We start from the raw sequence: 25191 nt of genomic DNA, 5'->3' as shown, positions 1-25191 counted from the left end.
TTTTTTGCGGGTGGCCTTGTACGCATCAGTTCCGAAAATCCGTTCAGGACGCGATTTTGCCCGGCTCTTCCACAAGGCACTGCGCCTGCCGGCTGGCGGCAACGAAGGCCGTGCGGGCAATTTCCCCCGCCACGTCGCCCATCAGCGAGGCGCGGCACAGACGCAGCGCCTGTTCATGCACCTTGTCGCCACGCTCAGGCCATTCGTGCTGGAGAAAATCGAAGGCTTCGTAAACGCCATTGAAAATCCGGGGAGCACCGTTTTCAAGGGAGATGGTAACGGGCTTTTCCCACTTAACGTCATTCAGCAACATTGATTGCACTTCCATGCTCTATTAACCCGCGACAAACGCCGGCTCCTCCAGTTGGTTCCCTTTATCAGCGGTTTCAAGGGCGAAAAAATAACCCTCGAAAAACCATGCGCCTCCATCTTTCCATTCTAGCCGATTTGCGGAACAAAGCGTTTCAACACTCGTTCAAGCGGAAGTGAACCGGGTCCTTTCATGCCGACAACAGCCTCCCCCGCCATCGTCTGGTTCCGCAAGGACCTGCGCCTTTCGGACAACCTCGCCCTGCTTGCCGCCGTGGAGCATGGCGGCCCCGTCATCCCCGTCTATATCAGGGAAAAATCATGTGGCCCGCTGGGCGGCGCACAGGAATGGTGGCTTCATCACTCCCTCACGTCCCTCGCCGCCGCACTGGAGAAAATCGGCAGTCGCCTCGTGCTTCTCAGCGGCGATGCCGGCGAGACATTGCGCCATCTGATATCGGAAACCGGTGCGGAGGCGGTATTCTGGAACCGCCGATACGATCCCGCCGGTATGGCGACGGACAAGGCGCTGAAACAGACGCTTCGGGATGACGGCCTGACCGTCCGCAGCTTTTCCGGCCATCTGCTGCATGAGCCATCGAGGCTGCAGACGAAATCCGGCGGTCCCTACCGGGTCTATACGCCCTTCTGGCGGGCGCTGGAGGGCGGCGAGGAGCCGCACGCGCCGGCGGATGCGCCCAAGGGCCTGAAGGCGCCGGAGACGTGGCCGAAATCGGAAAAGCCCGGCGATTGGAAACTGTTACCCACCAAGCCGGACTGGGCGAAACACTTCGGCGACATATGGTCTCCCGGCGAAAGCGGGGCGCGGGAAAAACTTGACGATTTCATCGATGGCGCTTTGAAGGGTTATGAAGAAGGCCGCGACTTTCCGGCAAAGGACGCCACCTCTTTGCTTTCGCCGCATCTGGCGTCCGGCGAAATATCGCCTTCTACCGTCTGGCACGCGACGAAGGGGCTTTCCCGCCATATCGCCTCAAACGATATCAGCCGTTTTCGCAAGGAAATCGTCTGGCGCGAATTCTGCTACCACCTGCTGTTTCATTTTCCCGAACTGGACGAAAAGAACTGGAACGACAGTTTCGACGCCTTCCGCTGGCGAGACGATGAAAAATCCTTCACGGCGTGGACGCGCGGCATGACAGGTTACCCCATCGTCGATGCCGGCATGCGGCAATTGTGGAAACACGGCACCATGCACAACCGGGTGCGTATGATCGTGGCCTCCTTCCTCATTAAACATCTGCTGATCGACTGGCGGAAGGGTGAGAAATGGTTCCGCGACACGCTTGTCGATGCGGACCCGGCCTCCAACGCCGCCAACTGGCAATGGGTGGCGGGTTCGGGCGCGGACGCCTCGCCGTTTTTCCGCATCTTCAACCCCATATTGCAGGGCGAAAAATTCGACGCCGATGGCGACTATGTGCGCCATTTCGTGCCGGAGTTGGAAAAGCTTGAGCGAAAATACATCCACAAGCCGTTCGAAGCGCCGAAAGAGGCCTTGAAGAAGGCGGGCATCGAACTTGGCAAGACCTATCCGCTGCCGATCGTCGACCATGGAAAAGCGCGGGAAAGAGCGCTTGCGGCCTATGCCGACGTCAAGAAGAACGCATAAAATTGGGTATCGGCAAAATTTTGCGTGGCTAAGCCAAAGCCGGGAAGATAATTTCTTGCCTTGAGGCGGTTGTAACGGGACATAACGGCACCTAATTTCCGCTCAGACAAGAAGGCTCAATCATGACCATTCACTCCTCTGCGCTCAGTGCTATCGGCAACACGCCGCTCATCCGTCTGAAAGCCGCCTCTGAAGCGACGGGGTGTGAAATCCTCGGCAAGGCGGAGTTCCTCAATCCCGGCCAGTCGGTGAAGGATCGCGCCGCACTCTATATCATCCGCGACGCCGAGCGGCGCGGTCAGCTGCGGCCGGGCGGCACCATCGTGGAGGGTACTGCGGGCAATACCGGCATCGGTCTTTCGCTGGTCGCCAATGCGCTGGGCTATAAGACGGTCATCGTCATTCCCGAGACGCAGAGCCAGGAAAAGAAGGACGCGCTGAAGCTTCTCGGCGCCAAACTGGTCGAAGTTCCGGCCGCTCCCTATTCCAACCCGAACAATTACGTGAAGGTCTCCGGGCGGTTGGCAAAACAGCTTGCAGCGACTGATGAGAACGGCGCGATCTGGGCCAACCAGTTCGACAATATCGCCAACCGTCAGGCCCATATCGAAACGACGGCCCCTGAGATCTGGGACCAGACGGATGGCAAGGTCGATGGCTTCATATGCTCGGTCGGTTCCGGCGGGACGCTTGCGGGCGTGGCCGATGGCCTTCGCGATTTCAACCCCGACATCAAGATCGGCCTTGCCGATCCCGAGGGTGCGGCTCTCTATGAATTTTACAAGCACGGCGTGCTGAAATCCGAAGGCTCGTCCATCACCGAAGGCATCGGACAGGGGCGCATCACCGCCAATCTGGAAGGTTTTACGCCTGACTTCTCCTATCGCATTTCGGATGCGGAAGCGCTGCCGGTTCTGTTCGACCTGGTGACGAAGGAAGGCCTTTGCCTTGGCGGCTCCTCCGGCATCAACATTGCCGGCGCAATCCGCCTTGCCCGCGAGCTCGGTCCGGGGCATACAATCGTGACGATACTGTGCGACTACGGCAATCGTTATCAGTCGAAGCTTTTCAATCCGGATTTCCTGCGCTCCAAGGGGCTTCCGATTCCGCAATGGCTGGCGACGAAAAGCGAGATTGCGGTTCCGTACGAAACCGTTTGAGGACATGCCGAAATGCCTGTGAATGCCCTGTTCCGTGACGATTTTTATCTTTCCACCGCAGAAGCGATCGTCACGGCGGTGCATGAGGATGGCGGCATAGAGCTTGACCAGACCTGCTTTTACGCCACTTCCGGCGGCCAGCCGGGCGATAGCGGTTTTCTCGAGCGGGCCGATGGTTCGCGCATCGAACTCGGCATCACCAAAAACGGTGCCGACAAGAGCGTGATCGTCCATGTGCCGCTTGAAGGCCAGTCTTCCCCCGAGATCGGCGAAAAACTGACCCTGCATGTGGACTGGCCGCGTCGCTACAAGCTGATGCGCATGCACACCGCCTGCCATCTGCTATCCGTCGTCTGCCAGTGGCCGATCACCGGAGCCGCCGTCGGCGAGGATGAATCGCGTGTCGATTTCGACATGTCAGAAACCATCGACAAGGACGAAGTGACGGCAAAGCTGATGGAGCTGGTAAAAGCCAACCATCCGGTCTTCCTTCAATGGATCACCGACGAGGAATTGCAGGCCAATCCGGGCATCGTCAAATCCAAGAATGTGCGCCCGCCAATGGGCCTTGGCCGGGTCAGCCTCGTCTGCATCGGCGAAAATTCCAGCATCGACAGCCAGCCCTGCGGCGGCACCCATGTTTCCGAAACGCAGGAAGTGGGCGATATTCACATTGCCAAGATAGAAAAGAAGGGCAAGGAGAACAGGCGGTTCCGCATTCGTTTCGGCGCGCCTGAAGCTGTTGCCTGAGATTGGGAGAAACATCGTGAGCACGGATAAGAGCCGTTTCGTCGTTTCGGCGGACTGGGTGGAAAAGCAGCTCGGCACGGCCGGGTTTCGTGTCGTTGATGCCTCCTGGTATCTGCCGGCGCACAAGCGCAACGGTGCGGAAGAATTCGCAGCCGGCCATTTGCCCGGCGCGGTATTTTTCGATCAGGACAAAATCGCCGATCATACCACCGGCCTGCCGCATTCCCTGCCCTCGCCGGAATTCTTCGCGGAACAGGCTGGCGCGCTTGGCCTCAGCGACACCGATACGATCGTGGTTTACGATGGTCCCGGTTTCTTTTCCGCGCCGCGCGTGTGGTGGATGCTCCGGGTGATGGGCGTGCGCAAGGCCTATGTGCTGGATGGTGGTCTCGACGGCTGAAGCGCGAAGGCCGGCCGCTTGAGGCGGGTACGCCGGAAATCGAGCCGGCAACCTTTACGCCTGACTTCAACGAGAAGCGCGTAACCTCGCTTGGCGCCATGCGCGGCATCGTCGACAGCGGTGAAAAGCAGATTGCCGACGCCCGTGGCGCCGGACGCTTTACCGGCGACGAGGCCGAACCGCGTGCCGGCATGCGTTCCGGCCACATGCCCGGCGCGCGCAGTCTGCCCGCGACAGCCTTTTCCGAAAACGGCCACTTCAAGGACCTCACCGCCATCCGCAAGATGGTGACCGATGCCGGTATCGATCTTTCGAAGCCCGTCGTCACCAGTTGCGGTTCGGGCGTCACCGCCGCCGTCATTACGCTGGCGCTGGAATCGCTCGGTCACAAGGATAATTCGCTTTACGACGGCTCATGGTCGGAATGGGGCGGATTGCAGGATACGCCGGTGGTTACCGGTCCGGCGGATGCAATCCCCACATTGTCGCACGGACCGCTGAAGGCGCATGTGACGCAGCTGGAAATGACGGCGCCGCCGAAGGTCAGCCTGCCGATCCCCGTGAACATCCAGACGGCGCTGATGCGGGTCAACAATATTCCCCTGCATTTCTACCGCTATCTTTACTGGCGGGTGGGGAAACGCTGGCACTGGCAGAAGCGCATGCGCATGAGCGATGCGGAGCTTTCCGCCATTCTGCGCGATCCGAAAAACAGCGTTACGGTTCTCTATATGAACGGTGCGCCCGCCGGTTTCTTCGAACTGAACAAGGCGAGCGACGAGGTGACCGAGCTTTCCTATTTCGGGCTGCTCGAAGAGGCGATCGGCGCAGGCGTCGGCAAATGGTTCCTGTTGCAGGCGCTTTACGCCGCCTGGCAGGACAATCCGCAACGGGTGACGGTGACCACCAACACGCTCGACCATCCGCGCGCGCTGCAGCTTTACCAGATGATGGGCTTTTCGCCCGTCGGCACCTATGAGGCCTGGGTAGAGCCGCTTGCCGATACAGAGCTTCTGGAGATATCGCTGCGCAACTGAGTAGCGCCATTGAGAGCAACGCGTGCCATTCTCCGATAAGGAGTGTCTGGTCCCCACCCCCTCATTCCTGTGCTCGTCACAGGAATCCAGTCAGCCCAAATCCTTGGGCTGAAAAGGACTCTCTCGCCGCGCAGACGCGCGTCGGCTAGATTCCTGTGACAAGCCATTGGTGCAGCTCTTCGCCGTTTACACCCAGCGGGTTCTGCAGGCTCTGGTCTGGCCCCGCGCCGTATCCGTCAAGCGAGATGGCGAAATTGCGAACGACAACCTTCGGCATGGCACTCTCCTCCCATATCGGGAAGCCAGATTGCCAGCGTCCGGCAATCCGGCCTCAGATTTCCCGTTCCAGATTAGCGGCGGCGGTCGGGATTTGCCCGCCGGCAGCGCCCTTGTCTTCCGTGACGGTGTTCAGCAGGTGATCGGCAATCAGTTCCGCCTGGAACTTGCCGAGTTCATAGCAATAGGTGATCTCGCGCTTTTCCGCCGACCAGTAGACATCGGGACGGCCGCAGGACTTGGCCGTCAACTTGACGTCCCCCTTCAGGCCATAGCTGCTGAAACTGCGGCTGATGAGATCGAGAACCTTCGATTCCTTGATCATGATGGCGTAGGGCTCAAGGTCCGGGTCGCGCGGCGGCACGTAGCTGACGGAAAATCTGGAAGGCGTCTGGCTGCGGTGGGGCGCGAGAAAACTCTCCCAGGCCGAAGCAACGCCCGGATAGGCGGCGGCGCATTTGTCGAATTCGGCATTGTTGAGCCCCATCATGGCGGCCAGATCGCCATAACCGTCCTTGTCACGGCCGACCATCAGGCAGGCCATGTTGCGATCGCGGCTCCTGTCTGGCACCAGCGCGGAGAAGACCGGGGCTTCGTGCTCAGGCAAGGTCTCCGCCTCACGCGCCAGATACCAGCTGTCCGTGGCGTTGACGAGCGCGGTGTCGAGCCATTCCTCGTTGGCCTGGAGGATGAGCGTGCCAGCCAGTTGATCGGCCGGCGCCTGCACACTTGCCGTGTCCGCCGTTCCGAAATCCGAAATCAGCATGCGCGCGCCCTCGTGATATAGCGAGAAGATCGCATTGCCGATGACGAAATTGACCGCCTGCTGAAGCTGTTCGTCGGACAGGCCATCGAGACCGGAGACGACCTGCGCCTCGGCCTCAAGCGGAGCCGTCAACGAAACGAAAGCCAGCGGAACGGCGGCCAGAAAACGACGTAACATAAAATCAGACCTTCCGGGAACGAGGAGCGTCACTGATTCCCGAAGCTAACGAGTCACGCAATGGGCTGGTTGCATCGCCTGTCAAGAATCGGGTGGATAGTGATCCGTTTCGGGACCATAGCTGCAAAGAAGCAACGCCGATCCCAACCAAGGAGGTCTCCGTCATGACCGATCTCGTTTTCACTGCAATGCCGGCTAAGGAAGCCGAAGCCTACCGGTCTGGAGCCGCCGACGCCTACGGCAATCCGCCGGAGAAAGCCGTTTCTCCCGGCGGCATGCCCTGCCGCCACTGCCTTTCCCAGATCGGGGAAGGCGAAGGGATGCTGATCCTCGCCTACCGGCCCTTTCCCTCGTTGCAGCCCTATGCGGAAACGGGCCCGGTGTTTCTGCATGCCGACGCCTGTGAGCGCTATCCGCAGACGCAGGCCATTCCGCCGATGCTGGACAGCCCCGATTATATCGTGCGCGGTTATGGAGCCGATGACCGCATCGTCTACGGCACCGGCGCGGTGACGGCGACAGGCGAGATCGTTTCTCGCGCGCGACACCTTCTGGAGCGCGCGGATGTCGCTTATGTGCATGTGCGCTCCGCCCGCAATAATTGCTATCAGTGCCGTATCGACACAGCATAATCGGCAATTACATGCAATTTTAAGAGAAGAACTAAACGGCTCTCAAGTTTTCCGCGCCATGATGCAGGTATCGGAAACAATTGATTTGAGCAGCAAAATGACAAACAACCTCAATATGGCGACACGGACCGCGCCCCGCAGCAAGACCAGGATTTTTGCGACCGTGCATTATTTCAGCCAGTCGACCAGAGGGCGTGTGGTCGATCTTTCCGCCACCGGAATGGCGCTCGAGCTGGACGGGCCTTTCGCCGCGGCCAAGGGCAGCCGGGTCAAGGTGCAGAGTGAGGATCTGGGCTTCATCGAGGGCGTCGTGCAATGGCAGCACATGAACCGCCTCGGCCTGCAGCTCAAGCTTTCCACCAACACGCTGGCGCAGCTTTCCTCCTATTTCCGCTTCTTCCACGAAGAAGTGAAGCCGACCCTCGCCCGCTGATCCAGGGCACGGCAATGCGCAGAGCAAACGATGCGCATTCTCCGGTGCGGCTACACCTGCGCCGCACTCCCGTGATAAAAAATTTATCAAACGGTTGAAAACCGGCCAATCTGTCACGGGCCTGTCATTTTGGTGATGGACTCCTCTGCGATTGCTTCTACCCTGTCATTTTTCAAGACAGAGCAAGCTTCATCCGAAGGAGTTCCCATGTCGTCGCTTCTCGCTCTCCACCCCATTACCCGGCGTTCGCTTCTGGGCGGCATTGCAGCCTCCTCAGCGCTGGTGATGCTGCACCCTTTTGCTGCGCGTGCGGCGGCCAACCAGGCGCATCTGCGCATCATGGAAACGACCGATATCCATGTTCACGTCTTTCCCTATGATTATTACGCCGACAAGCCGAACGACACGATGGGACTGGCGCGCACCGCCTCGATCATAGACACCATCCGCGCCGAAGCGGGAAACTCGATGCTGGTGGACAATGGCGACTTCCTGCAGGGCAACCCGCTCGGCGACTATATCGCCTATGAGCGCGGCATGAAGGCCGGCGACAAGCACCCCGTGATCAACGCCATGAACGTGCTGGGTTACGATTGCGGCACGCTCGGCAACCACGAATTCAATTACGGTCTCGACTATATGTCGAACACGCTGGCGGGTGCGGGTTTCCCTTACGTCTGCGCCAACCTCACCAAGGGCCAGCTTGCTTCCGATCCGAAGAACGACGAGCTGTTCTTCAAGCCCTATGTCATTCTGGAAAAGCAGATCCGCGACGGCGGTGGCGTGACGAGCCCGGTCAAGGTCGGCATCATCGGCTTCGTGCCGCCGCAGATCATGATGTGGGATTCCAAGAACCTCGAAGGCAAGGCGCAGACGCGCGATATCGTCGAGGCGGCGAAAGCCTGGGTTCCGGTCATGAAAGAGGAAGGGGCGGATATCGTCATCGCCCTTTCCCATTCGGGTATCGACGGCAAGGGCCAGACCGAGCGCATGGAAAACGCCTCGCTTTATCTGGCAGGTGTCGAAGGCATCGACGCGATCTTCACCGGCCACCAGCATCTGGTCTTCCCAGGTCCGAAGACCTGGGACGGCATCGAGGGTGCGGATGCCGTCAAGGGCACGCTGATGGGCAAGCCGGCGGTAATGGCCGGTTTCTGGGGCTCGCATATGGGCCTCATCGACCTTTTGCTCGAAAAGGACGGCAAGAGCTGGAAGATCGTCGACTTCACCTCCGAAGCCCGGCCGATCTACCATCGCGACGAAAACCGCAAGGTCGTCGCCGATTTCACGGACAAGGCGGAAGTTCTCGCCGCCGCCAAGGCCGATCACGAGGCGGCCCTTGCCTATGTGCGCCGTCCCGTCGGCAAGACCTCCGCGCCGCTCTATTCCTATTTCGCGCTGGTGGCCGACGATCCTTCCGTACAGATCGTCTCCAATGCCCAGACCTGGTACATCAAGGACATGCTGAAGGAAGGGCAATATAAGGATCTGCCCGTGCTTTCGGCGGCAGCCCCCTTCAAGTCCGGCGGCCGCGGCGGTGCGGATTATTACACCGATGTCCCCGCCGGTGACATCGCCATCAAGAACGTCGCCGATCTTTACCTCTACCCCAACACGGTGCAGGCGGTGCTGATCAACGGCGCGCAGGTGAAGAACTGGCTGGAAATGTCGGCCGGCATGTTCAATACGGTCGAGGCCGGCGCCAAGGATGCGCCGCTGCTGAATGCGGACTTCCCGTCCTATAATTTCGATGTCATCGACGGCGTGACCTATCAGATCGACATTTCCAAACCGGCGAAATTCGACAAGGACGGCAAGGCGGTCAACCCGGACAGCAACCGCATCGTCAACCTGCAATTTGAAGGCAAGCCGATCGATCCCGAGCAGAAATTCGTGGTGGCGACCAATAATTATCGGGCGAGCGGCGGCGGCAAATTCCCCGATATCGCCGGCGACAAGGTGATCTTCGTGGCCCCCGATACCAACCGCGACGTGATCGTGCGCTATATCATCGATCAGGGCACCATCAACCCGTCTGCGGATGCCAACTGGTCCTTCGCGCCGGTGGCCGATACCACGGCGATCTTCGAGACCGGCCCCAAGGGCCGCCACTATGCGGCCGATATCAAGGGCGCAAAGATCGAGGATGCCGGCGACGGCGCGGAAGGTTTCGCGAAGTTCCGTCTGGTTCTTTGAGGGCTGCGGCCTTCGGCTGTTGGCGGCAGGGTGAAGCTCTGCCGTCATCCTTGGGCTTGTCCCAAGGATCTAACCACGTCAACAAAATCAATCTGTAGCAGATCCTCGGGACGAGCCCGAGGATGACGTCGAGTTTGATGGAAACTATCGGCAATACCGAGGGCTATCACCTCAATCGCGTCCACCGAGCGCTCGCAGCAGAAGCGGCAGTTCCAATGGCGGTTTCTGCTCGATACGCCGATAATCGCTGCCATCGCGGTTACGGCGGATGAGCCTCAGGCCGACCATGTCGCGCCTCAGCATGGCCGCATCCCCGAACAGGTGCAGACTATCCAGAAAGTTGCTGAATTCGCGCTCTGAAAAGCTCCGCCCGGCGGGAATTTTCGCCCATAGATACCAGAGGCACAGTTCCTGATGCGAGCGGCGGGCCGGCCATTGTATCAGCCGGCCGGCGGCGTCGAAGACACGAACGGTCTTCAGCACCCTGCCCTCATTGATGGCCGGCAGCATCTCTGGCCGGGATGGTCCGCTGTCATCGGATGGCTCGCGTGAAGCGCGCAGATGCTGGAAATTTCGGAACCCGGCAGCCCGGCTCAGAAGATTGAGCATCTCCACATGGCTTGGCTTTCGGTCCAGCCTGCCGATCTGCTCGCGGACGGATTTGGCGAAAGTCGAGAGGTCGGCGATATCAATGGAAAGGATCGAACGTGGCATGACTTACCCTCAAGTGCCATTCCGAAAAGGTGTCGCTGATCGCCGGCTTCCGACATGGCACGGGATAAGTGCTGTCAAACTTTAAAAATGCAGGTTTAGCTTCCCTTGCGGGACGGCGATGCCTCGGTGAACTGCTGACCGTGATTTAGGTATAGGCAGGCGACCCGCCCACGTCAATTGGCCTTGCTGGCATAGCGCCGAGGTTGCCGCGCGTTTCTTCTCCCCACCGGGGAGAAGAAGCAAGCAGGCCCCGCTCGGTCCAGATATAATTAGCCAATGTCACTCAGCGGCGACAGAAATGCTCCTCTGCTTGTGCGCCGCAAGCATCCCGTTGAAATCCTTGTGGTTTGGGCAGGCAGAGAGGCGTTGCTGAAATGCTTCGGCAAGCCATTGGCCGGCAGGCCCGGCGGGTGAATCGACCCGCCGCAGCGCAAAGAGCGGATATTCGCCCTGTTCATAGGCCTCGAGTTCAAGCGCCTTGAGGCTGCCATTGGTGATGTCGTTACGGACGATCGATGCGGGCAGACCGCCCCAACCCAGACCGCCCTTGATGAGCTGGTACTTTGTGGCGATATCGCTGACCCGCCATGTCTTGTAGGAAAGAACATTGAAATCGCGGCCCTTGGTCAGGCCGGATGCATCGGTGACGACAAGCTGAACCTCCTCACGCACATCGGCAAGGCCCAGCGGCCGCTCGATCTGCGCCAGCGGGTGATCCGACGCGACGACCGGCAACATGAAGGAATGGCCGACCTTTTCGACGACGAGTTCATCGTCCTGGCGTAGCATCGCCCCGCCAATGCCGATACCGGCCTTGCGGGAGAGCACCATCTCCATGACCATGCCCAGCTCGCCGACATTGAGGCTGAGCGTGACGGTTGGGAATTGCTGGCGAAAATCCCGCAGCACGGCCACCATGGCCTCCGCCGGCACCATGGTGCTGATGGCGACCGAGAGTTCCGCCTCAAGCCCCTGCTTCAGCCCCTTGGCGCGGGCGCGCATCTCCTGCAGGCCGGCGACGATGCGCCTTGCATCCTCCAGCATGGCGCGGCCTTCATCCGTCAGCTTCGGCTGGCGCACGCCGCTGCGCTCGAACAGCGTCACTTCAAGCTGCGCCTCGAGATTGGCGATGGTGTAGCTGACCACCGACTGGGCACGATTGAGCGCCCGTGACGCGGCGGAAAAACTGCCGGTCTCGGCAACCGTCAAAAACACCTGCAATTGATCGAGCGTCGGGTTCGCGTCCATGTCCCATCCATTTCATCGATAGATTGCTTCCACATTATCACAGTTTTCTTGATGGCAGTAATTTTTCATATAGAGCGCAAAGGAAGGGCATCGTGCTCTCCCGCCCTCCCAAGGCGCCCGTCAATTCATCGCATATGCAAGGAAAGACCATGTCCAACATTCTTCTCATCACCTCCAGCCCGCGTGGCGACGAATCGGTTTCGAACAAGTTTGCCGGTGAACTCGCAAACAAGCTGAAGGCCAAGTCGGCTTCCAACACCCTTGTCCACCGCGATCTCGCTGCTGACCCGATCCCGCATCTCGACACCGTCAAGACCGCCGCCATCCGCAAGGCGCCCGACCAACGCACCGCCGAAGAAGCGGTTGCCGCCGATTATTCCGACAAGCTGGTGACCGAGCTTCTGGCCGCCGATACCGTCGTCATCGGCACCGGCCTCATCAATTTCAACATTTATTCCGGCCTGAAGTCGTGGATCGACAATGTCGCTCGCGCCGGCCAGACCTTCAAATACACCGAAACCGGCCCGGTCGGCCTCGCCACCGGCAAGAAGGTCTATATCGTTCTGGCTGCGGCCGGCGTTTACTCCGAAGGTCCGGCCGTATCGATGAACCATGCCGTTCCTTACCTGAAGACCGTTCTCGGCTTCATGGGCATGACGGATGTGGAAGTCATCTATGTCGAAGGCCTGGCATTCGGTCCGGAAGCCGTCGAAAAGGCTGTGGCCGCCGCTGAAGCCAAGGTCGCCGAGCTGGCGCAGGCCGCCTGAGGCCATTGAATGTCTGGGCGATGCCGGCCAGGATTGCCGGTATCAGCCGACCCACATTCCGTAACGGCCGTGGACCTGGTCCCGGCCGTTATTTTTTGCCGCATAGAGCCGCGCATCGGCCTCCGATAGGAGCGCGCGGAAAAGCTGTCCATCCTCGAAAGCGGTGGCGACGCCGATGCTGACGGTCAGCGGCGAACCGTCCGGTCGCTGCAGGTCCGCAAGGATCGCGGCCCGGAGACTGTCCGAAAATGCCAGCGCCGTTTCATGCGTCATCGCCGGCAGGAGCGCCACGAATTCCTCGCCGCCGAAGCGGTAGAGATGCCCCAGCGGCTGCACGGCGCGCTTCAGGACGGCGGCGAATTCCCGCAAGATCTCATCGCCCTGCAGGTGCCCGAACGTATCGTTGACGGTCTTAAAATGATCGATATCGACAATCAGCACGCTGACCGGCCGCTTTTTCTCAAGGCATTCCACGACGACCGAGGGCGCATCGAGTTCCATGCGGGCGCGGTCCGACACGCCGGTCAGCATATCGCGTCCGGAGCGGGACAGAAGCTCCTCGTAACGTTCCCTGAAAGTGAGATCGTTGAAGACATCGGCAACGCTGCGGCGTGTCAGAAAGCGGCCCTTGGCCGATGTCAGCCAGAGATAGGTGGCAAACAGCAGCGAATAGATGCCGACTGCCGCCATCTTCGCCTTCCAGCCGTCGTAGAAGACATCGAGAGGTGCGTTGAACAACAATCGCAGCGCCCCATAAAAACCCGCCTGATCGAAGCTCAGGATAACGACGCCGCAAATCGCGAAGCGCAGCACGATATGGCGCTGCAGATAACGCCCCAGCTTTTCGTAAAACAGGATGATGGCGATGGCGTCGATATAAAGCAGGCTGGTTCCCCAGACCATCAGCACGCCCATCTCATCCAGAAATGCGGTGCTGACCGACTGCCCGGGAACGATCGCCACCGTTTGGTGGAAACGGATGATCTGCGCCATGGCGACGGTCACTATATTGCCGAGAAACAGGCCGTAGATCGGCTGTCGAACGACCGCCGCGTCCTCCCGCATATAGAGCATGAGGATCATCATCAGCTTGCCGGCAAAAAGGATCGAGGAGCCGGGCGACGCCACACCGAAAGGCAGCTGCACGTAAAAGACGGCCGCCAGATAGGTCTCCAGAAAATGCATGACGCCCAGCGCGGTGAGAAAAACACCGATGCCGAGAATATGCCGGTAATGAAGGAATGCCGTCATTACCGAAAAATAGACGATGGCCTCCGTCAGAAAGAGGGCCAGATTTGCCCATTGCATCGGCACATGCCCTATCGATCCATATCGCGCGGGTTGATTGGCGCGACTCCATGCCCTCTAGAGACGATAGGCCGAAGCAAACAACGGAATCTTAATATCCGCGGCAAGAATGCGTCATCATTTTCCTGGGAAAAGCGAAGCGCCGTTCTGGTCGATGATGAGCTTTGCCTTGCGGATCGTGAACTCAACCGCATCGTCCATGCTGGTGAAGACGTCGGCGCGCACGAATTCATGCACCAGCACTTCATCGCCGGCCTTTTTTTCGATGCGGCCCGCCAGGCGGAACTGGCCGCCTTCCTTGATCGGCGTCGCATAGATCAGATAGTCGCCATGCGCATGCGGCTCCGCCTGGGCCGTCTTCTGCGGCGCGTCGGAGGACGGCTGGCCGGAGCCGAAGGCCGAGAGGATTTTGGAAAAAAACGATGCCATGGCTTTCACTCCCTCAATCTATGTCACGTTTGAAGGGCGGAGGCGATCCGCCCTTCCCTGCCTCTTCCGATCAGATGATCAGGTTCGACAGGATGTCGTTTTCGGTGATGTCTTCATAACCGAGACCGGCGGCTTCGAAGCGTTCCAGCAGGCCGGCGAAGTTCTCCTTCGCGCTGGTTTCGATGCCGATCAGGATCGAACCGAAATTGCGGGCCGATTTCTTCAGATATTCGAAACGGGCGATATCGTCATCCGGGCCGAGCAGGTTGAGGAAATCGCGCAGCGCGCCGGGGCGCTGCGGCAGGCGCAGGATGAAGTATTTCTTCACGCCCGTATAACGCATGGCGCGTTCCTTCACATCCGGAAGGCGCTCGAAATCGAAATTGCCGCCGGAAACCACGGCAATGACCGTCTTGCCTTCCAGCCTCTCGCGGCCGAGCTTTTCCAGCGCGGCAATCGCCAGCGCGCCGGCCGGCTCCAGCACCACGCCTTCGAGGTTCAGCATCTCGATGATCGTCACGCAGATGGCGTTTTCCGGGATGAGCATGACCTGCTCGGCCGGAAAATCCTTCAGGGCCTTGAAGTTCAGGTCGCCGATGCGGGCGACGGCGGCGCCGTCGACGAAATTGTCGACCTTGGTAAGCGTCACCGGTTCGCCGCGTTCAAGGCTTTTCTTCAGGCTCGGCGCCCCTTCCGGCTCGCAGAACACGAAGTTCTCCTTGCGGACCGTGCCGGCGAGAAAGCCCGAAAGACCGGCAGAAAGACCGCCGCCGCCAACGGGCATGACGACGATATCCGGCTTCGTGCCTTCCGGAAGCTGATCCATGATTTCGGCGGCGACCGTCGCCTGGCCTTCGATGATGTCCTCATGATCGAAGGGCGGCACCATGTAGCCGTCATTGTCCTCAACATATTTGCGGGCGGCGGCATAACACTGGTCGAATATATCGCCCACCAGACGGATGCTGATGAATTCGCCACCGAAGATGCGGGTCTTTTCGATCTTCTGCTGCGGTGTCGTCACCGGCATGAAAACAACGCCGTGAACACCGAAATGACGGCAGGCGAAAGCAAAGCCCTGCGCATGGTTGCCGGCCGAAGCACAGACGAAAACCTTACCCTTGCCGGCCTTGGCCACCGCCTTGCGCAGGAAGTTGAATGCGCCTCTAATCTTGTAGGAACGAACCGGGGACAGATCCTCACGCTTCAGCCAAATCGACGCGCCATACCGACGGCTGAGATGTTCATTCAACTGCAACGGCGTTTCCGGGAATATTTCCCGCACTTCTCGCCGCGCTGCTTCCACAAGCTGCTTGTCCACGATAGTCAATCCATTGAAATTCATAATGGCACCCGCTATGCCATAGGAAGACGTCCGAGACAAAGACTCATTTCAGCGCGGCAACAAACTCCGGGTTTCATTTCTTGAACAGCAACCTTCTGCGCTCGGTCATATATGTGGCGTCCATCTTCGGGCTTTACATGGCGACGGCCATGTTCCTGCCGGCGCTCACCGATCTTTATTACGGCAATGACGACTGGATGGTGTTTGCGCTGTCGGGTTTCATGTGCGGGGGCTTTGCGCTTGCCTGCGCGCTGGCGACGCGCGGGCCGATTGCGGCCTTCAACAAACGTTTCGGCTTTCTGCTCGTCAACCTGCTCTGGCTGGTGTTTTCCATTGTCGGCGCTGTTCCGCTTTACCTGTCCGAACTCAATCTGACGCTCGGCCAGGCGCTGTTCGAATCCGTTTCCGCCATTACGACGACGGGATCGACAGCCATTGCCGGTCTCGACAACGCGCCGCAGGGCATCCTTCTCTGGCGTTCGCTGCTGTGCTGGCTTGGCGGTATCGGTATCGTGGCGCTCGGCCTCTTCATCCTGCCGCTGCTGCGCGTCGGCGGCATGACCTTCTTCCGCATGGAATCTTCCGACACCGGCAACGACCGGCCTTTCGCGCGGCTGGCGAGCTTTACCCGGGCTTTCGTGGCCATTTATATCATCATGACGCTTGCCTGTACGATCGCTTACGATTTTGCCGGCATGTCGCATTTCGATGCGCTGAACCATGCCATGTCGACGGTCGCGACCGGCGGTTTTTCCACCCATGACGCGTCTTTCGCCTATTTCGACAATACGGCGCTCTTGTGGATCGCCACCATCTTCCTGATCTTCGGCAGCCTGCCCTTCTCTGTCATGATCCTGCTTGCGGTGCGCCGGCGGCTGGAAACGCTGCGCGACCCGCAGATCGCCGTCTTCCTCGGTTATCTCTGTGCGATCTCGATTGCGGTCGGCGTCTACCATCATTTCAGGAACGGCGTGCCGCTGGATGACGCGCTCAGCCATTCCTTCTTCAATATGACCTCGATCCTTTCGACCGGCGGCTTTGCCAGCGACGACTATACGCTCTGGGGGCCTTTCGTCGTCGTCGTCGCCTTTTTCGCCACCTTCATGGGCGGCTGTTCCGGCTCGACGGCGGGCGGTATCAAGGCCTATCGTTTTCTCATCATGTTCAACGTGGTGCGCGCCGGGCTGAAAAAGCTGATCTATCCGAACGCGGTCTATTCGGTGCGTTACGGCCAGCAGGTGGTCGATCCCGATACGATCCGGACGATCTTCCTCTTCGTCAGCTGCTTCATCGCGCTGTGGATCGCCGGCAGCCTTGCCATGAGCCTGATGGGTTACGATTTCCTGACCGCCACCTCGGCCGTTGCGACCTCGCTCGCCAATGTCGGGCCCGGCATCGGCCCGATCATCGGCCCGGCGGGCAATTTCTCCACCATCAGCGATCCTGCCCTTTATCTCCTCTCGGTCCTGATGCTGCTCGGACGTCTGGAAATCCTGACGGTCCTGGTGCTGCTGATGCCGATCTTCTGGCGCAGCTGATGTCGTGGCACACTTGTTGAGCGCCGGCGAATAAAGCGCTTGACCTTCCCACGTTGGAATAGTCCAGGCTCCTCCTGTTAGAATTCCAAACCATGGAGAACCGCCTATGTGCACCGCTCACCAGCATCACGCCGAAACCACCACGGCACCGGTTGATGCAGACCTTTCTTTTCACGTTGAAGACATGACCTGCGGTCACTGCGCCGGAGTGATCAAGGGCGCGATCGAAAAGACCGTTCCCGGCGCTGCCGTGCATGCCGATCCGGCAAGCCGCACGGTTGTGGTTGGCGGCGTCTCCGATGCAGCACGTATTGCCGAAATCATCACCGCTGCAGGCTATACGCCGGAAGCGCGCGCCTGATCCGAAGAGATACCGGCGGCGCTTCATCCCTGCAGCCGCCGGATCGCCCCACCTGCGCCGCTTCACGCTGCATTATGTGACGGGTTTTGGACGGCATCCGTCCCTGTTTCCTCCCCGATGGCGAATGCCCTCTCCCTTTCGATCAGGGATGACGGTGGAGGTTTTTCCCGATTTTAACCAAGCACATCATCTGCGGATAGTCGCACCGCGCCGCGCTTGATGCCGGGCTCAGGGGAAGTTTTTCCTGCCTTCTCATAAAAAAGACCCGGCTCTTGCGAGCCGGGTCCCTCTCAATCAGCACCATCCCACCAACTTACTTTGTCGCCAGATCCTTGGTCATGACAAAATAGTTCAGCGGATGCGGCTTGTAGTTTTCGAGCTTTGCCGAATAGGCATCGAACACGGTCTCATGGATGAGGAAGACGGAGACGGCTTCGTCATAGATCTTCTTCGCCGCTTCGCCGTAAATGGCGTAACGCTTGGTGGGTTCATTGGCCGAATAGGCGGATTTGATCAGCTTGTCCGTCTCCGCATTGCAATAATGCGAAATGTTGTAGCTGCCGCCGCAGGTGTAGTCGGCATTCAGGAAACCGGCCGGTTCGGCGACATCGGTGGCGTAACCGCGAGACAGGAGCGCCATGTCGAAGTTGCCGGCCAGCATGTCGGGCTCGATGGCGCTGTAATCGGCAACGCGGACATCGACCTTGATGCCGATTTCCTGCAACTGCGCCTGGATGATCGCCGCGACGTCCTTGAGTTCGGTCTTTGCGGTATAGGCAAGGAGCGTCACCTTCAGGCTGCCGGGTGCAACGCCGGCCTCTTTCAGAAAGTCCTTGGCTTTTTCCACGTCATAAGCGGGTTTGGTTTCCTTTGCAGCCCACGGTTCGCCGGCCGCAAAAGGCATGGTCGCGCCCTTGACCACGCCTTCATAGATACTCTCGGCGATACCACCCGTATCGATGGCGGCCTGGATCGCCTGGCGCACCTTGATATTGTTGAAAGGCGGCTTTGAATTGTTCAGCAGCAACTCGGTGATACGCGGCGACGGGATTGGCGCGACCTTGACGCCATCGGTGGATTCGATGGTCTTGACCGTCCATGGCGGCACGAGCCGCGAAACCTGCGCTTCCCCGGTTCGGACCTGGGTGGCGCGTGTGTCGGCATCGGGCACGAAATTGACACGGCCGCCGGAAAGTTTCGGCATGCCGCCCCAATAGTCGTGATTGGCCGTCAGAACCATATGCTGGCTGGGATCGACCTCGGTGATCTTGAAAGGTCCGGTGCAGGTTCCGATGGGATCGACCTTACCGTCCTTATAGGCGGATGGAGCAAGGATGGAGGTGGCGGGGCTTGCCATCTGCGCCGGCAGCAGCACAGAGGGTTCGATCGTCGTGATCTTCACCACATCATCGCCGCCGGCTTCGACGGCGGCAATCAGCTTCGGAGAGAAGGCACGGGCGGGCACGGGTGCTTTCAGGAGATTGCTGAGTGCATTGACCGCGGCCTTGGCATCGAGCGGTTCGCCGTTCTGGAACTTGACGCCCTTGCGCAGCTTGAATTCCCACACCTTGGGATCAGTCTGCTTCCAGGACTCGGCGAGGCTTGGCTCCAGCTTCATGTCATAACCGACACGCACCAGGCTTTCGAAACAACCCGCACGCGAACCGAGATAGGCATCGTCGGAAGCCATCTGCCAGCCGGTCTTCACACCGAAATTATCGTCGTAGGTAATCGTGGCGGCCTCTGCCGCATGCGTTCCAAACGAAACCACAATGGCGCATGACGCCAAAAGTGCGTGCTTCATCATAGAAGATTCCCCTTTTATTTTTGATGACAACGCTCACAATTCGTATATTTTCACGAAATTTCACTCAATCATTACAAAGGCAATAAGAATACCATATGGATATCTCTCGATTATCCATTCGAATATTATCTATTTTACGTTTTGTACTCGGAATTTTATTCCGATATTAATCCGTAAACACACAATTCATCTGTTTTTACGGCAACAGAAAACTGTAACTGCGTTGTCCGTCAGCCCCATTCCCGCCAGCGATGGCAGCGCGCGAAATGCTCCCCGGACACGCCTTCCAGAACGGGTTCCACCTCGCCGCATATCTCGGTCGCATATTTGCAGCGGGTATGGAATTTGCAGCCGTTCGGAGGATTGAGAGGGCTCGGCAGATCGCCGTCCAGAAGCATCTCCGGTGCATATAACCCCGTCTCGTCCAGCATCGACGATGCTATGAGAGCCTTTGTATAGGGGTGCTTCGGCGCCCGGAAAAGTTCCTCCCGGTCGGCGATTTCAACGACGCGTCCGAGATACATCACGGCGATGCGATCGCAGAGATAACGCACTACGCGCAGATCGTGGGAAATCATCAGAACCGTCAAACCGTGACGGCGCTTCATGTCCATCAGAAGGTTCAGGATCTGCGTGCGCATCGAGGCGTCGAGCGCCGATGTCGGCTCGTCGCAGACAAGGAAGCTCGGATTGAGAAGCAGCGCACGGCCGATGACGACGCGCTGCAACTGGCCGCCGGAACACTGGCTCGGATACCGATCGTAAAAAGAGCCATCCAGGCCGACCTCTTCCAGCATCCGGAAAACCCGGGCCGTGCGCTCCTCGCGCGTGCCGATGCCATGTTGGGCAAGCGGCGCTTCCATGCTCTGGCCGATACGCATGCGCGGATCGAGTGCGGAATAAGGGTCCTGAAACACCAGTTGCACAACCCGGCGCATACGCCGAAGCGCCTCGCCCTGCATGTGCAGCATATCGTTCTGTCCGATGCTGACCTCGCCTTTCGTTGCGTGGGTCAGTCGCGTAATCAGCCCGGCAACCGTGCTTTTGCCGCATCCGGATTCACCGACGAGACCAAGCACTTCCCCCTCGCCGATGGTCAGGGAAACATCGTCGACGGATTTCACCACACGGTGACCGAAGCCCGATATGGGATAATATTTGCAAAGGTTCTTCGCGACCACGAAGGGTCGCTTGCCGTTTTCCGCCGATGGCGGGGTCTGTGTCGTCGCTGTCGCTAGCATCGTCGCCCTCCCTCAGCAGACCGTGTGACTGGTATGATCGTGACCGGCATGATCGTGGTTGGCATGGTCGTGACCGACCGCCCAGCACCGCGCCTTGCGCCCTTCGGGCAAGGCATTCAGATCCGGTTCCGAGGCCATGCAGCGGCCGCTCATGCCTGCCGAATTGGCAAGCGCGCAGCGCGGATGAAACCGGCAGCCGCAGGACATGTCATGGGCCTGCGCACTGGAGCCGGGGATCGTCAGCAACTGCCCCTCGCTGTCGGTGGTCAACAGCGAACAGCTGATGAGCGCCTTGGTATAGGGGTGCTGCGGCGCCTTGAGGATCGCCTGGGTCGGCCCCTCCTCCACGATGCGGCCGGCATACATGACCGCGATCCGGTCCGCGAAGGCGGCGACGACCGAGAGATCGTGGGTGATGAGCAGCGTGGCAAGCCGGCGCTTGCGGCGCTCGTCGTCGAGCAGGCGCAGGATTTGTGCCTGGACGGTGACATCAAGCGCCGTCGTCGGTTCGTCGGCGATCAGAAGCTGCGGGTTGCCGGAGAGTGCGGCCGCAATCATCACACGTTGCGCCATGCCGCCGGAAAGCTCATGCGCAAAGCATTGCGCCCGCGCCGAAGGATCGGGAATGCCGACATCCGACAGAAGGCCGACGACCCGGTTAAGTGCGGCGTGCCGGCTCATTTTACGGTGAATCCAGAGCGGCTCCGCCACCTGCGTCCTCACCCGGCTTGTCGGGTCGAGCATGGCCTGCGGCTGCTGGAACAGCATGCTGATATCGGCGCCGCGCAGCGCATCGAGTTCGGAAGATGAAAGAGCGAGAATATCGCGCCCGGCAAAGGAAATACGGCCGGAATTGATTTCCGCGCCCTGCGGCAAAAGCCGCATCAGCGACAGCGCCGTCATGCTCTTGCCCGACCCGGATTCGCCGACGAGAGCGACGACTTCTCCGGCGTTGACGGAAAGCGTCAGGCCCGAAATAACAAACTTGCGGCCATTTTGCGCCGGCACTGAAACGTGCAGGTCCTCTATCTCCAGAAGCGGTGCGCATTCAGGGGACACGGCCGTATTGGCAAGCGTTTGTCCTTCGATATTCATAAGAGTTCCCCTTATTTTTATTGAATCGGAGGCATTGCGTATTCTTCATGCGGCTTCAGACGATATTACTCTCCTTCCGGTTCCGTTGCGTCATCTATGTTTGACAATCGTCAAATCGACCATTGCCCGTTGGCAGGCGTCAATGACCGTTGGTTTTCTTCGTTTCAAGGTTTAGGCCATGGCCGATCCACGTCACGCTCAGCGCCGCCAGGAAAATCGCCAGCCCCGGTGCAATGACGAGAACGGGCATCCGCTCCGCGTAAGCCTGCGCATCGGCCAGCATCAGCGCCCAGTCGGCGGCCGGCGGCTGTACGCCAAGGCCCAGAAACGACAACCCGCCCACCGTGATCAGCTTGTGGCCAAAGCGCAGGAACGCCACGGCCGCAATGGGCCAGATGGTGTTGGGAATGATATGCCGAAAGATGATGAAGCGCCGTGTGCAGCCGAGCACCTCTGCCGCGCGGATATATTCGCGGGAATTGATCGAGAGCGTCAGCCCCCGCGCCAGCCGCGCAAAAGGTGTCCAGCCAACGATGGTCAGCGACGCGATCAGCGTGCCATATCCCGGACCGAAGATGGCGACGAGGAAAATCGCGATCACCACATCCGGTATGGCGATGAGCAGGTCCACGATGCGCATCAGCACTTCGTCGAGGATGCCGCGGCTGCGGCCGCTGATGATGCCGATGAAGGTTCCGATCACCACCGACAGAATGACGGTGATGGCGGCAATCGTGACCGTGAAGCGGCCGCCGATCAACAGCCGGCTCAAGACATCGCGCCCGAGATGGTCCGTCCCAAGCCAATAGGCGGCGCTCGGCGCATTCAGCCTGAGCCGAAGGCTCTGCTTTGCCGGATCATAGGGCGAAATCCACGGCGCGATCACCAGCAGCAGGATGATGACGAGAAAAATCGCCGATCCCGCATAGAAGGTCCAGTGCCGGCGGCGGATGAAATCCGTGAACCGGGCGAGGTTCGAAGGGCGCTTGGGCGTGGTCATCGGCATGGCGGCGGCAGGCGCGCTCGGGAAGTGGCTAATGGTCATGGTGAGCTCGCATTGCTGGATTGATCAGGACATAAAAGCTGTCGGCCAGGGTATTGATCAGGATGGAGAGCGCCACGATGCAGATGAAACCGCCCTGCAGCATCGGAATATCGCGATTGACCACGGCGTCGTAAAGAAGCCGGCCCATGCCGGGAATGGCGAAGATCACTTCCACGACCACCGATCCGCCAAGCAGGCCGGCAAGCCACAGGGCGAAGAAGGTGACCACCGGCAGCGAGCCGTTGCGGATGCCGTGGCGCATGACCGTGCCATGCATGCCGAGACCGCGGCTGCGGGCCGCTGTGATATAGGGCGCGCGCAGAACCTCGGCCATTGCCGCCCGCGTCACCTGGGTGAAATAGGCGAGCGGCCGCAACGTCAGGGTCAGTGCGGGAAGCACCAGCGAACGCCAGCTATCCCATCCGGCCGAGGGCAACCAGCCGAGATAGAGCGCGAAGACCAGCGCCGACATGGGCGCAAACCAGTATTCGGGCGTTGCAACGAAGGTCTGGATCATCAGCGTCGCGAAATTGTCCAGCCGACCGCCGGGACGCATCGCCGCCAGGGTGCCGAGCGGCAGGGCGACGGCCACCGCGACCGCCAGCGCCGTCAGCGCCAGCGTCACCGACACCCAGAGCGATCGCAAAAGCTCGGCGGCGACCGGCTGGCTGCTGGTGAAGGAAAATCCGAGATCGCCCCGCAGCGCGCCCGACAACCATGCGAAATATTGCACATAGAGCGGGCGGTCCAGTCCGAGGCTGACCCTGAGCGCCTCGACCGCATGCGGATCGAGAGCCGTATCGCGCATGCGCGACATGAGAATGGTGCGGGCCGGATCGCCGCCCGCCATATAGGGCAAAAGAAACGCGATGACGGACACGATCGCCAGCATCAGGCACAGAATAAGGAAGCGCTGTATTATCTGTATCCACATGGCTTGGTCTCCTTCACCACAATTGGCGTCTGCACTGCAATCCACGCCCGTTTCCCAAACGGAAAACGGCCGCTTATTTCACCGGGCGCTGTAGATCCATCACCGGACCGGAGGTGCCCTTCAGCATTCCGGTGCGCTTGGGCACGATGGCCACGGTCGTAAAATCGATATCCTCGGCATGGGCGAGATCATGGATGATCGGGCAATCCGGCTCACCGTTGTCAGGGCAATAGGTTGCGAGGTTTCGAAGCGTGTCGGCCATCTCGCGAAGCGTATGCATCTTCGCTTCCAGATCGACGACATGTTCCATGACGATGCGTTTGACATCGCAGGAGGCGCCGCCCGGATCGCGCCAGAGCGTCATCAGCTGCCTGATCTTTTCGATGGAAAAACCGAGATCGCGTCCGCGCCGGATGAAACGCAGCGTTTCCAGATCATTGGCCGTATAGACCCTGTATCCCGACTCCGTGCGGTTTGCCGATTTGATCAGGCCGATTGTCTCGTAGTGCCTGATCATCTTCGCAGAAACACCGGATGCGGTGGCGGCTGTGCCAATATTCATCGATCCTGCTCCTATCTTTCCGGGGTGAAAAACACGTCTGCATGAATGTCGGCGGTGCGCATGCCGCGCGCCAGAAGCTGCGGCACTGTTGCCTCGATCATGGCCGGCGGGCCTGCAATATAGGCTTTCCAGCCATCGAGATCGTCGAAATCATCCGCCACGGCCGCACCGACATAACCGCACCGGATATCGGCATGTTCCTCATGCGAGAGAACCGGAACGAAACTCAGATTGCCATGCCGCGCGGCAAGATCGCCGAAGCGGTCGAGCATATAGAGATCACGCTCGGCGCGCGCGCCAAAATAGACATGAACCGGTCGTTCGCGGCCCGTTGCGAGCGCCGCCTCGACAACCGCCTTGACGGGAGCGAGCCCCGAACCGCCAGCAATGCCGAGGATCGGCCCGCAATGTTTTTCCCGCAGGAACGAAGAGCCGAAAGGCCCGACTATCGTGACGGGATCACCCGCGCTTGCGAGCGAGAAGATGCGGCCGCTCGTCATGCCGCCGGGAACATGCCGGATGTGGAATTCAATCAGCTCCTCATCCACCCTGCTGGCAATGGAATAATCGCGCGGCGAACAGTCAGGATAAAGCAGGCGCACATATTGTCCGGGTTTGAAGGTAAACTGCCCGCGATCGTCAAGCCGGATGCGGATGAGCTTGATATCATGCGTGGCATCCAGCGCTTCCGCAACCACGCCCTCAAAGCGACCGGTCGGAATATCGGCGATCTCATCCGCCCCGTCGAGCCAGCTGATCGTCATGTCGCTCAACGGCACGGCCCGGCAGGCGAGCGTCAGGCCATCGGCTTTTTCCTCTTCGGTCAAGGAGAAGGGCGTATGCTTGAGAAGATCGATTTCGCCGGAAATGAGATGCGACTTGCAGGCGCCGCAGCGGCCCATGCGACAGCCATGCGGATAAGTAACCCCTGCCGCCAGTGCGGCCTGAAGCACGGTCTCACCCTGCGCCGCCATGATGCTGCGTCCGATCTGCGGCAGATAGATTGTGTTGCCAGGCGTCATCATGTC

Annotated in this window: 24 protein-coding genes and 2 pseudogenes; 11 read left to right on the top strand and 15 right to left on the bottom strand. The window is 59.7% G+C overall.

Features of this window, described 5'->3' with window-relative positions; all coding sequences use genetic code 11:
- Positions 1 to 43 precede the first annotated feature (43 nt).
- On the bottom strand, positions 44 to 313 hold the full coding sequence (locus L901_RS00950) for a DUF982 domain-containing protein (RefSeq protein ID WP_003521573.1): 270 nt from the start codon (positions 311 to 313) through the stop codon (positions 44 to 46).
- A gap of 189 nt (positions 314 to 502) precedes the next feature.
- On the opposite strand from L901_RS00950, the gene L901_RS00945 reads away from it, so the two are divergent.
- The 5 genes and pseudogenes from L901_RS00945 to L901_RS27890 all read left to right on the top strand — a co-directional run bounded on the left by L901_RS00945 (position 503) and on the right by L901_RS27890 (position 5289).
- Positions 503 to 1942 carry a deoxyribodipyrimidine photo-lyase gene (locus L901_RS00945; protein WP_059752565.1) on the top strand — a complete coding sequence of 480 codons (1440 nt, stop codon included), beginning with the start codon at positions 503 to 505 and terminating at the stop codon, positions 1940 to 1942.
- A gap of 122 nt (positions 1943 to 2064) precedes the next feature.
- A complete protein-coding gene (locus L901_RS00940; RefSeq protein WP_003521575.1) occupies positions 2065 to 3102 on the top strand; it encodes a cysteine synthase A in 1038 nt (345 codons plus the stop codon).
- Between the two features lie 12 nt (positions 3103 to 3114).
- Complete coding sequence (locus L901_RS00935) at positions 3115 to 3852, top strand: alanyl-tRNA editing protein (protein WP_020811132.1); 738 nt, start codon at positions 3115 to 3117, stop codon at positions 3850 to 3852.
- Positions 3853 to 3868: 16 nt separating this feature from the next.
- Positions 3869 to 4722, top strand: a pseudogene (gene sseA / locus L901_RS27565) (3-mercaptopyruvate sulfurtransferase); the annotation flags it as partial.
- Positions 4723 to 4776: 54 nt separating this feature from the next.
- On the top strand, positions 4777 to 5289 hold the full coding sequence (locus tag L901_RS27890) for a GNAT family N-acetyltransferase (protein WP_059753172.1): 513 nt from the start codon (positions 4777 to 4779) through the stop codon (positions 5287 to 5289).
- 163 nt (positions 5290 to 5452) lie between these two features.
- On the opposite strand, the pseudogene L901_RS27295 reads toward L901_RS27890, so the two are convergent.
- Both L901_RS27295 and L901_RS00915 read right to left on the bottom strand, forming a co-directional pair.
- Positions 5453 to 5566, bottom strand: a pseudogene (locus L901_RS27295) (DNA-binding protein); the annotation flags it as partial.
- A gap of 54 nt (positions 5567 to 5620) precedes the next feature.
- Positions 5621 to 6508 (bottom strand): DUF4344 domain-containing metallopeptidase, encoded by an 888-nt coding sequence (locus L901_RS00915; protein WP_020811129.1) that lies wholly within the window; start codon positions 6506 to 6508, stop codon positions 5621 to 5623.
- 164 nt (positions 6509 to 6672) lie between these two features.
- Here L901_RS00915 and L901_RS00910 point away from each other — a divergent pair, with 164 nt between their 5' ends.
- From L901_RS00910 to L901_RS00900, 3 genes are all read left to right on the top strand, one after another.
- Positions 6673 to 7140: a DUF1203 domain-containing protein gene (locus tag L901_RS00910; RefSeq protein ID WP_003521580.1), complete on the top strand. Its 468-nt coding sequence runs from the start codon at positions 6673 to 6675 to the stop codon at positions 7138 to 7140.
- A 97-nt stretch (positions 7141 to 7237) separates the two neighbouring features.
- Positions 7238 to 7573: a PilZ domain-containing protein gene (locus tag L901_RS00905; protein WP_003502271.1), complete on the top strand. Its 336-nt coding sequence runs from the start codon at positions 7238 to 7240 to the stop codon at positions 7571 to 7573.
- A 207-nt stretch (positions 7574 to 7780) separates the two neighbouring features.
- Complete coding sequence (locus L901_RS00900) at positions 7781 to 9769, top strand: bifunctional 2',3'-cyclic-nucleotide 2'-phosphodiesterase/3'-nucleotidase (protein WP_059752563.1); 1989 nt, start codon at positions 7781 to 7783, stop codon at positions 9767 to 9769.
- A gap of 171 nt (positions 9770 to 9940) precedes the next feature.
- Here L901_RS00900 and L901_RS00895 read toward each other — a convergent pair whose 3' ends face one another.
- A complete protein-coding gene (locus L901_RS00895) occupies positions 9941 to 10483 on the bottom strand; it encodes a DUF2087 domain-containing protein (RefSeq protein ID WP_059752560.1) in 543 nt (180 codons plus the stop codon).
- A 279-nt stretch (positions 10484 to 10762) separates the two neighbouring features.
- Positions 10763 to 11731, bottom strand: a complete 969-nt coding sequence (locus L901_RS00890) for a LysR family transcriptional regulator (RefSeq protein WP_003521584.1) — start codon at positions 11729 to 11731, stop codon at positions 10763 to 10765.
- A 149-nt stretch (positions 11732 to 11880) separates the two neighbouring features.
- Between L901_RS00890 and L901_RS00885 the strand changes: the two genes are divergently transcribed.
- A complete protein-coding gene (locus L901_RS00885) occupies positions 11881 to 12498 on the top strand; it encodes an FMN-dependent NADH-azoreductase (RefSeq protein WP_003521585.1) in 618 nt (205 codons plus the stop codon).
- A 42-nt stretch (positions 12499 to 12540) separates the two neighbouring features.
- Here L901_RS00885 and L901_RS00880 read toward each other — a convergent pair whose 3' ends face one another.
- From L901_RS00880 to ilvA, 3 genes are all read right to left on the bottom strand, one after another.
- Complete coding sequence (locus L901_RS00880) at positions 12541 to 13806, bottom strand: diguanylate cyclase (RefSeq protein WP_020811124.1); 1266 nt, start codon at positions 13804 to 13806, stop codon at positions 12541 to 12543.
- Positions 13807 to 13923: 117 nt separating this feature from the next.
- Positions 13924 to 14235, bottom strand: coding sequence for an HlyU family transcriptional regulator (locus L901_RS00875; RefSeq protein WP_020811123.1), 312 nt, complete (start codon positions 14233 to 14235; stop codon positions 13924 to 13926).
- 70 nt (positions 14236 to 14305) lie between these two features.
- Positions 14306 to 15580, bottom strand: a complete 1275-nt coding sequence (ilvA, locus tag L901_RS00870; protein ID WP_080852259.1) for a threonine ammonia-lyase — start codon at positions 15578 to 15580, stop codon at positions 14306 to 14308.
- 80 nt (positions 15581 to 15660) lie between these two features.
- Here ilvA and L901_RS00865 point away from each other — a divergent pair, with 80 nt between their 5' ends.
- Positions 15661 to 17118, top strand: a complete 1458-nt coding sequence (locus L901_RS00865; RefSeq protein ID WP_020811121.1) for a TrkH family potassium uptake protein — start codon at positions 15661 to 15663, stop codon at positions 17116 to 17118.
- A gap of 106 nt (positions 17119 to 17224) precedes the next feature.
- On the top strand, positions 17225 to 17479 hold the full coding sequence (locus tag L901_RS00860) for a heavy-metal-associated domain-containing protein (RefSeq protein ID WP_003521591.1): 255 nt from the start codon (positions 17225 to 17227) through the stop codon (positions 17477 to 17479).
- Positions 17480 to 17792: 313 nt separating this feature from the next.
- Here L901_RS00860 and L901_RS00855 read toward each other — a convergent pair whose 3' ends face one another.
- The 7 genes from L901_RS00855 to L901_RS00825 form a co-directional block, all read right to left on the bottom strand.
- On the bottom strand, positions 17793 to 19286 hold the full coding sequence (locus L901_RS00855; protein WP_059752558.1) for an ABC transporter substrate-binding protein: 1494 nt from the start codon (positions 19284 to 19286) through the stop codon (positions 17793 to 17795).
- A 230-nt stretch (positions 19287 to 19516) separates the two neighbouring features.
- A complete protein-coding gene (locus L901_RS00850) occupies positions 19517 to 20527 on the bottom strand; it encodes an ABC transporter ATP-binding protein (protein ID WP_003520823.1) in 1011 nt (336 codons plus the stop codon).
- A 12-nt stretch (positions 20528 to 20539) separates the two neighbouring features.
- Positions 20540 to 21622: an ABC transporter ATP-binding protein gene (locus L901_RS00845; protein ID WP_059752555.1), complete on the bottom strand. Its 1083-nt coding sequence runs from the start codon at positions 21620 to 21622 to the stop codon at positions 20540 to 20542.
- 139 nt (positions 21623 to 21761) lie between these two features.
- The gene (locus tag L901_RS00840) at positions 21762 to 22667 is read right to left on the bottom strand and encodes an ABC transporter permease (RefSeq protein ID WP_003520821.1); all 906 of its coding nucleotides are present in this window, start codon (positions 22665 to 22667) and stop codon (positions 21762 to 21764) included.
- Complete coding sequence (locus tag L901_RS00835; protein WP_020810438.1) at positions 22657 to 23601, bottom strand: ABC transporter permease; 945 nt, start codon at positions 23599 to 23601, stop codon at positions 22657 to 22659. Before L901_RS00835 ends, L901_RS00840 begins: the two co-directional genes overlap by 11 nt.
- Before the next feature lie 73 nt (positions 23602 to 23674).
- On the bottom strand, positions 23675 to 24163 hold the full coding sequence (gene cueR, locus L901_RS00830; protein ID WP_003520818.1) for a Cu(I)-responsive transcriptional regulator: 489 nt from the start codon (positions 24161 to 24163) through the stop codon (positions 23675 to 23677).
- Between the two features lie 11 nt (positions 24164 to 24174).
- Positions 24175 to 25185 (bottom strand): 2Fe-2S iron-sulfur cluster-binding protein, encoded by a 1011-nt coding sequence (locus L901_RS00825; protein ID WP_059753167.1) that lies wholly within the window; start codon positions 25183 to 25185, stop codon positions 24175 to 24177.
- Between the last annotated feature and the right edge of the window lie 6 nt (positions 25186 to 25191).

This window comes from Agrobacterium sp. D14 (assembly GCF_001526505.1).
GTDB lineage: Bacteria > Pseudomonadota > Alphaproteobacteria > Rhizobiales > Rhizobiaceae > Agrobacterium > Agrobacterium leguminum.
The sequence above is the reverse complement of the archived record's forward strand: the minus strand, read 5'-3'. Positions and strand labels throughout refer to the sequence as shown.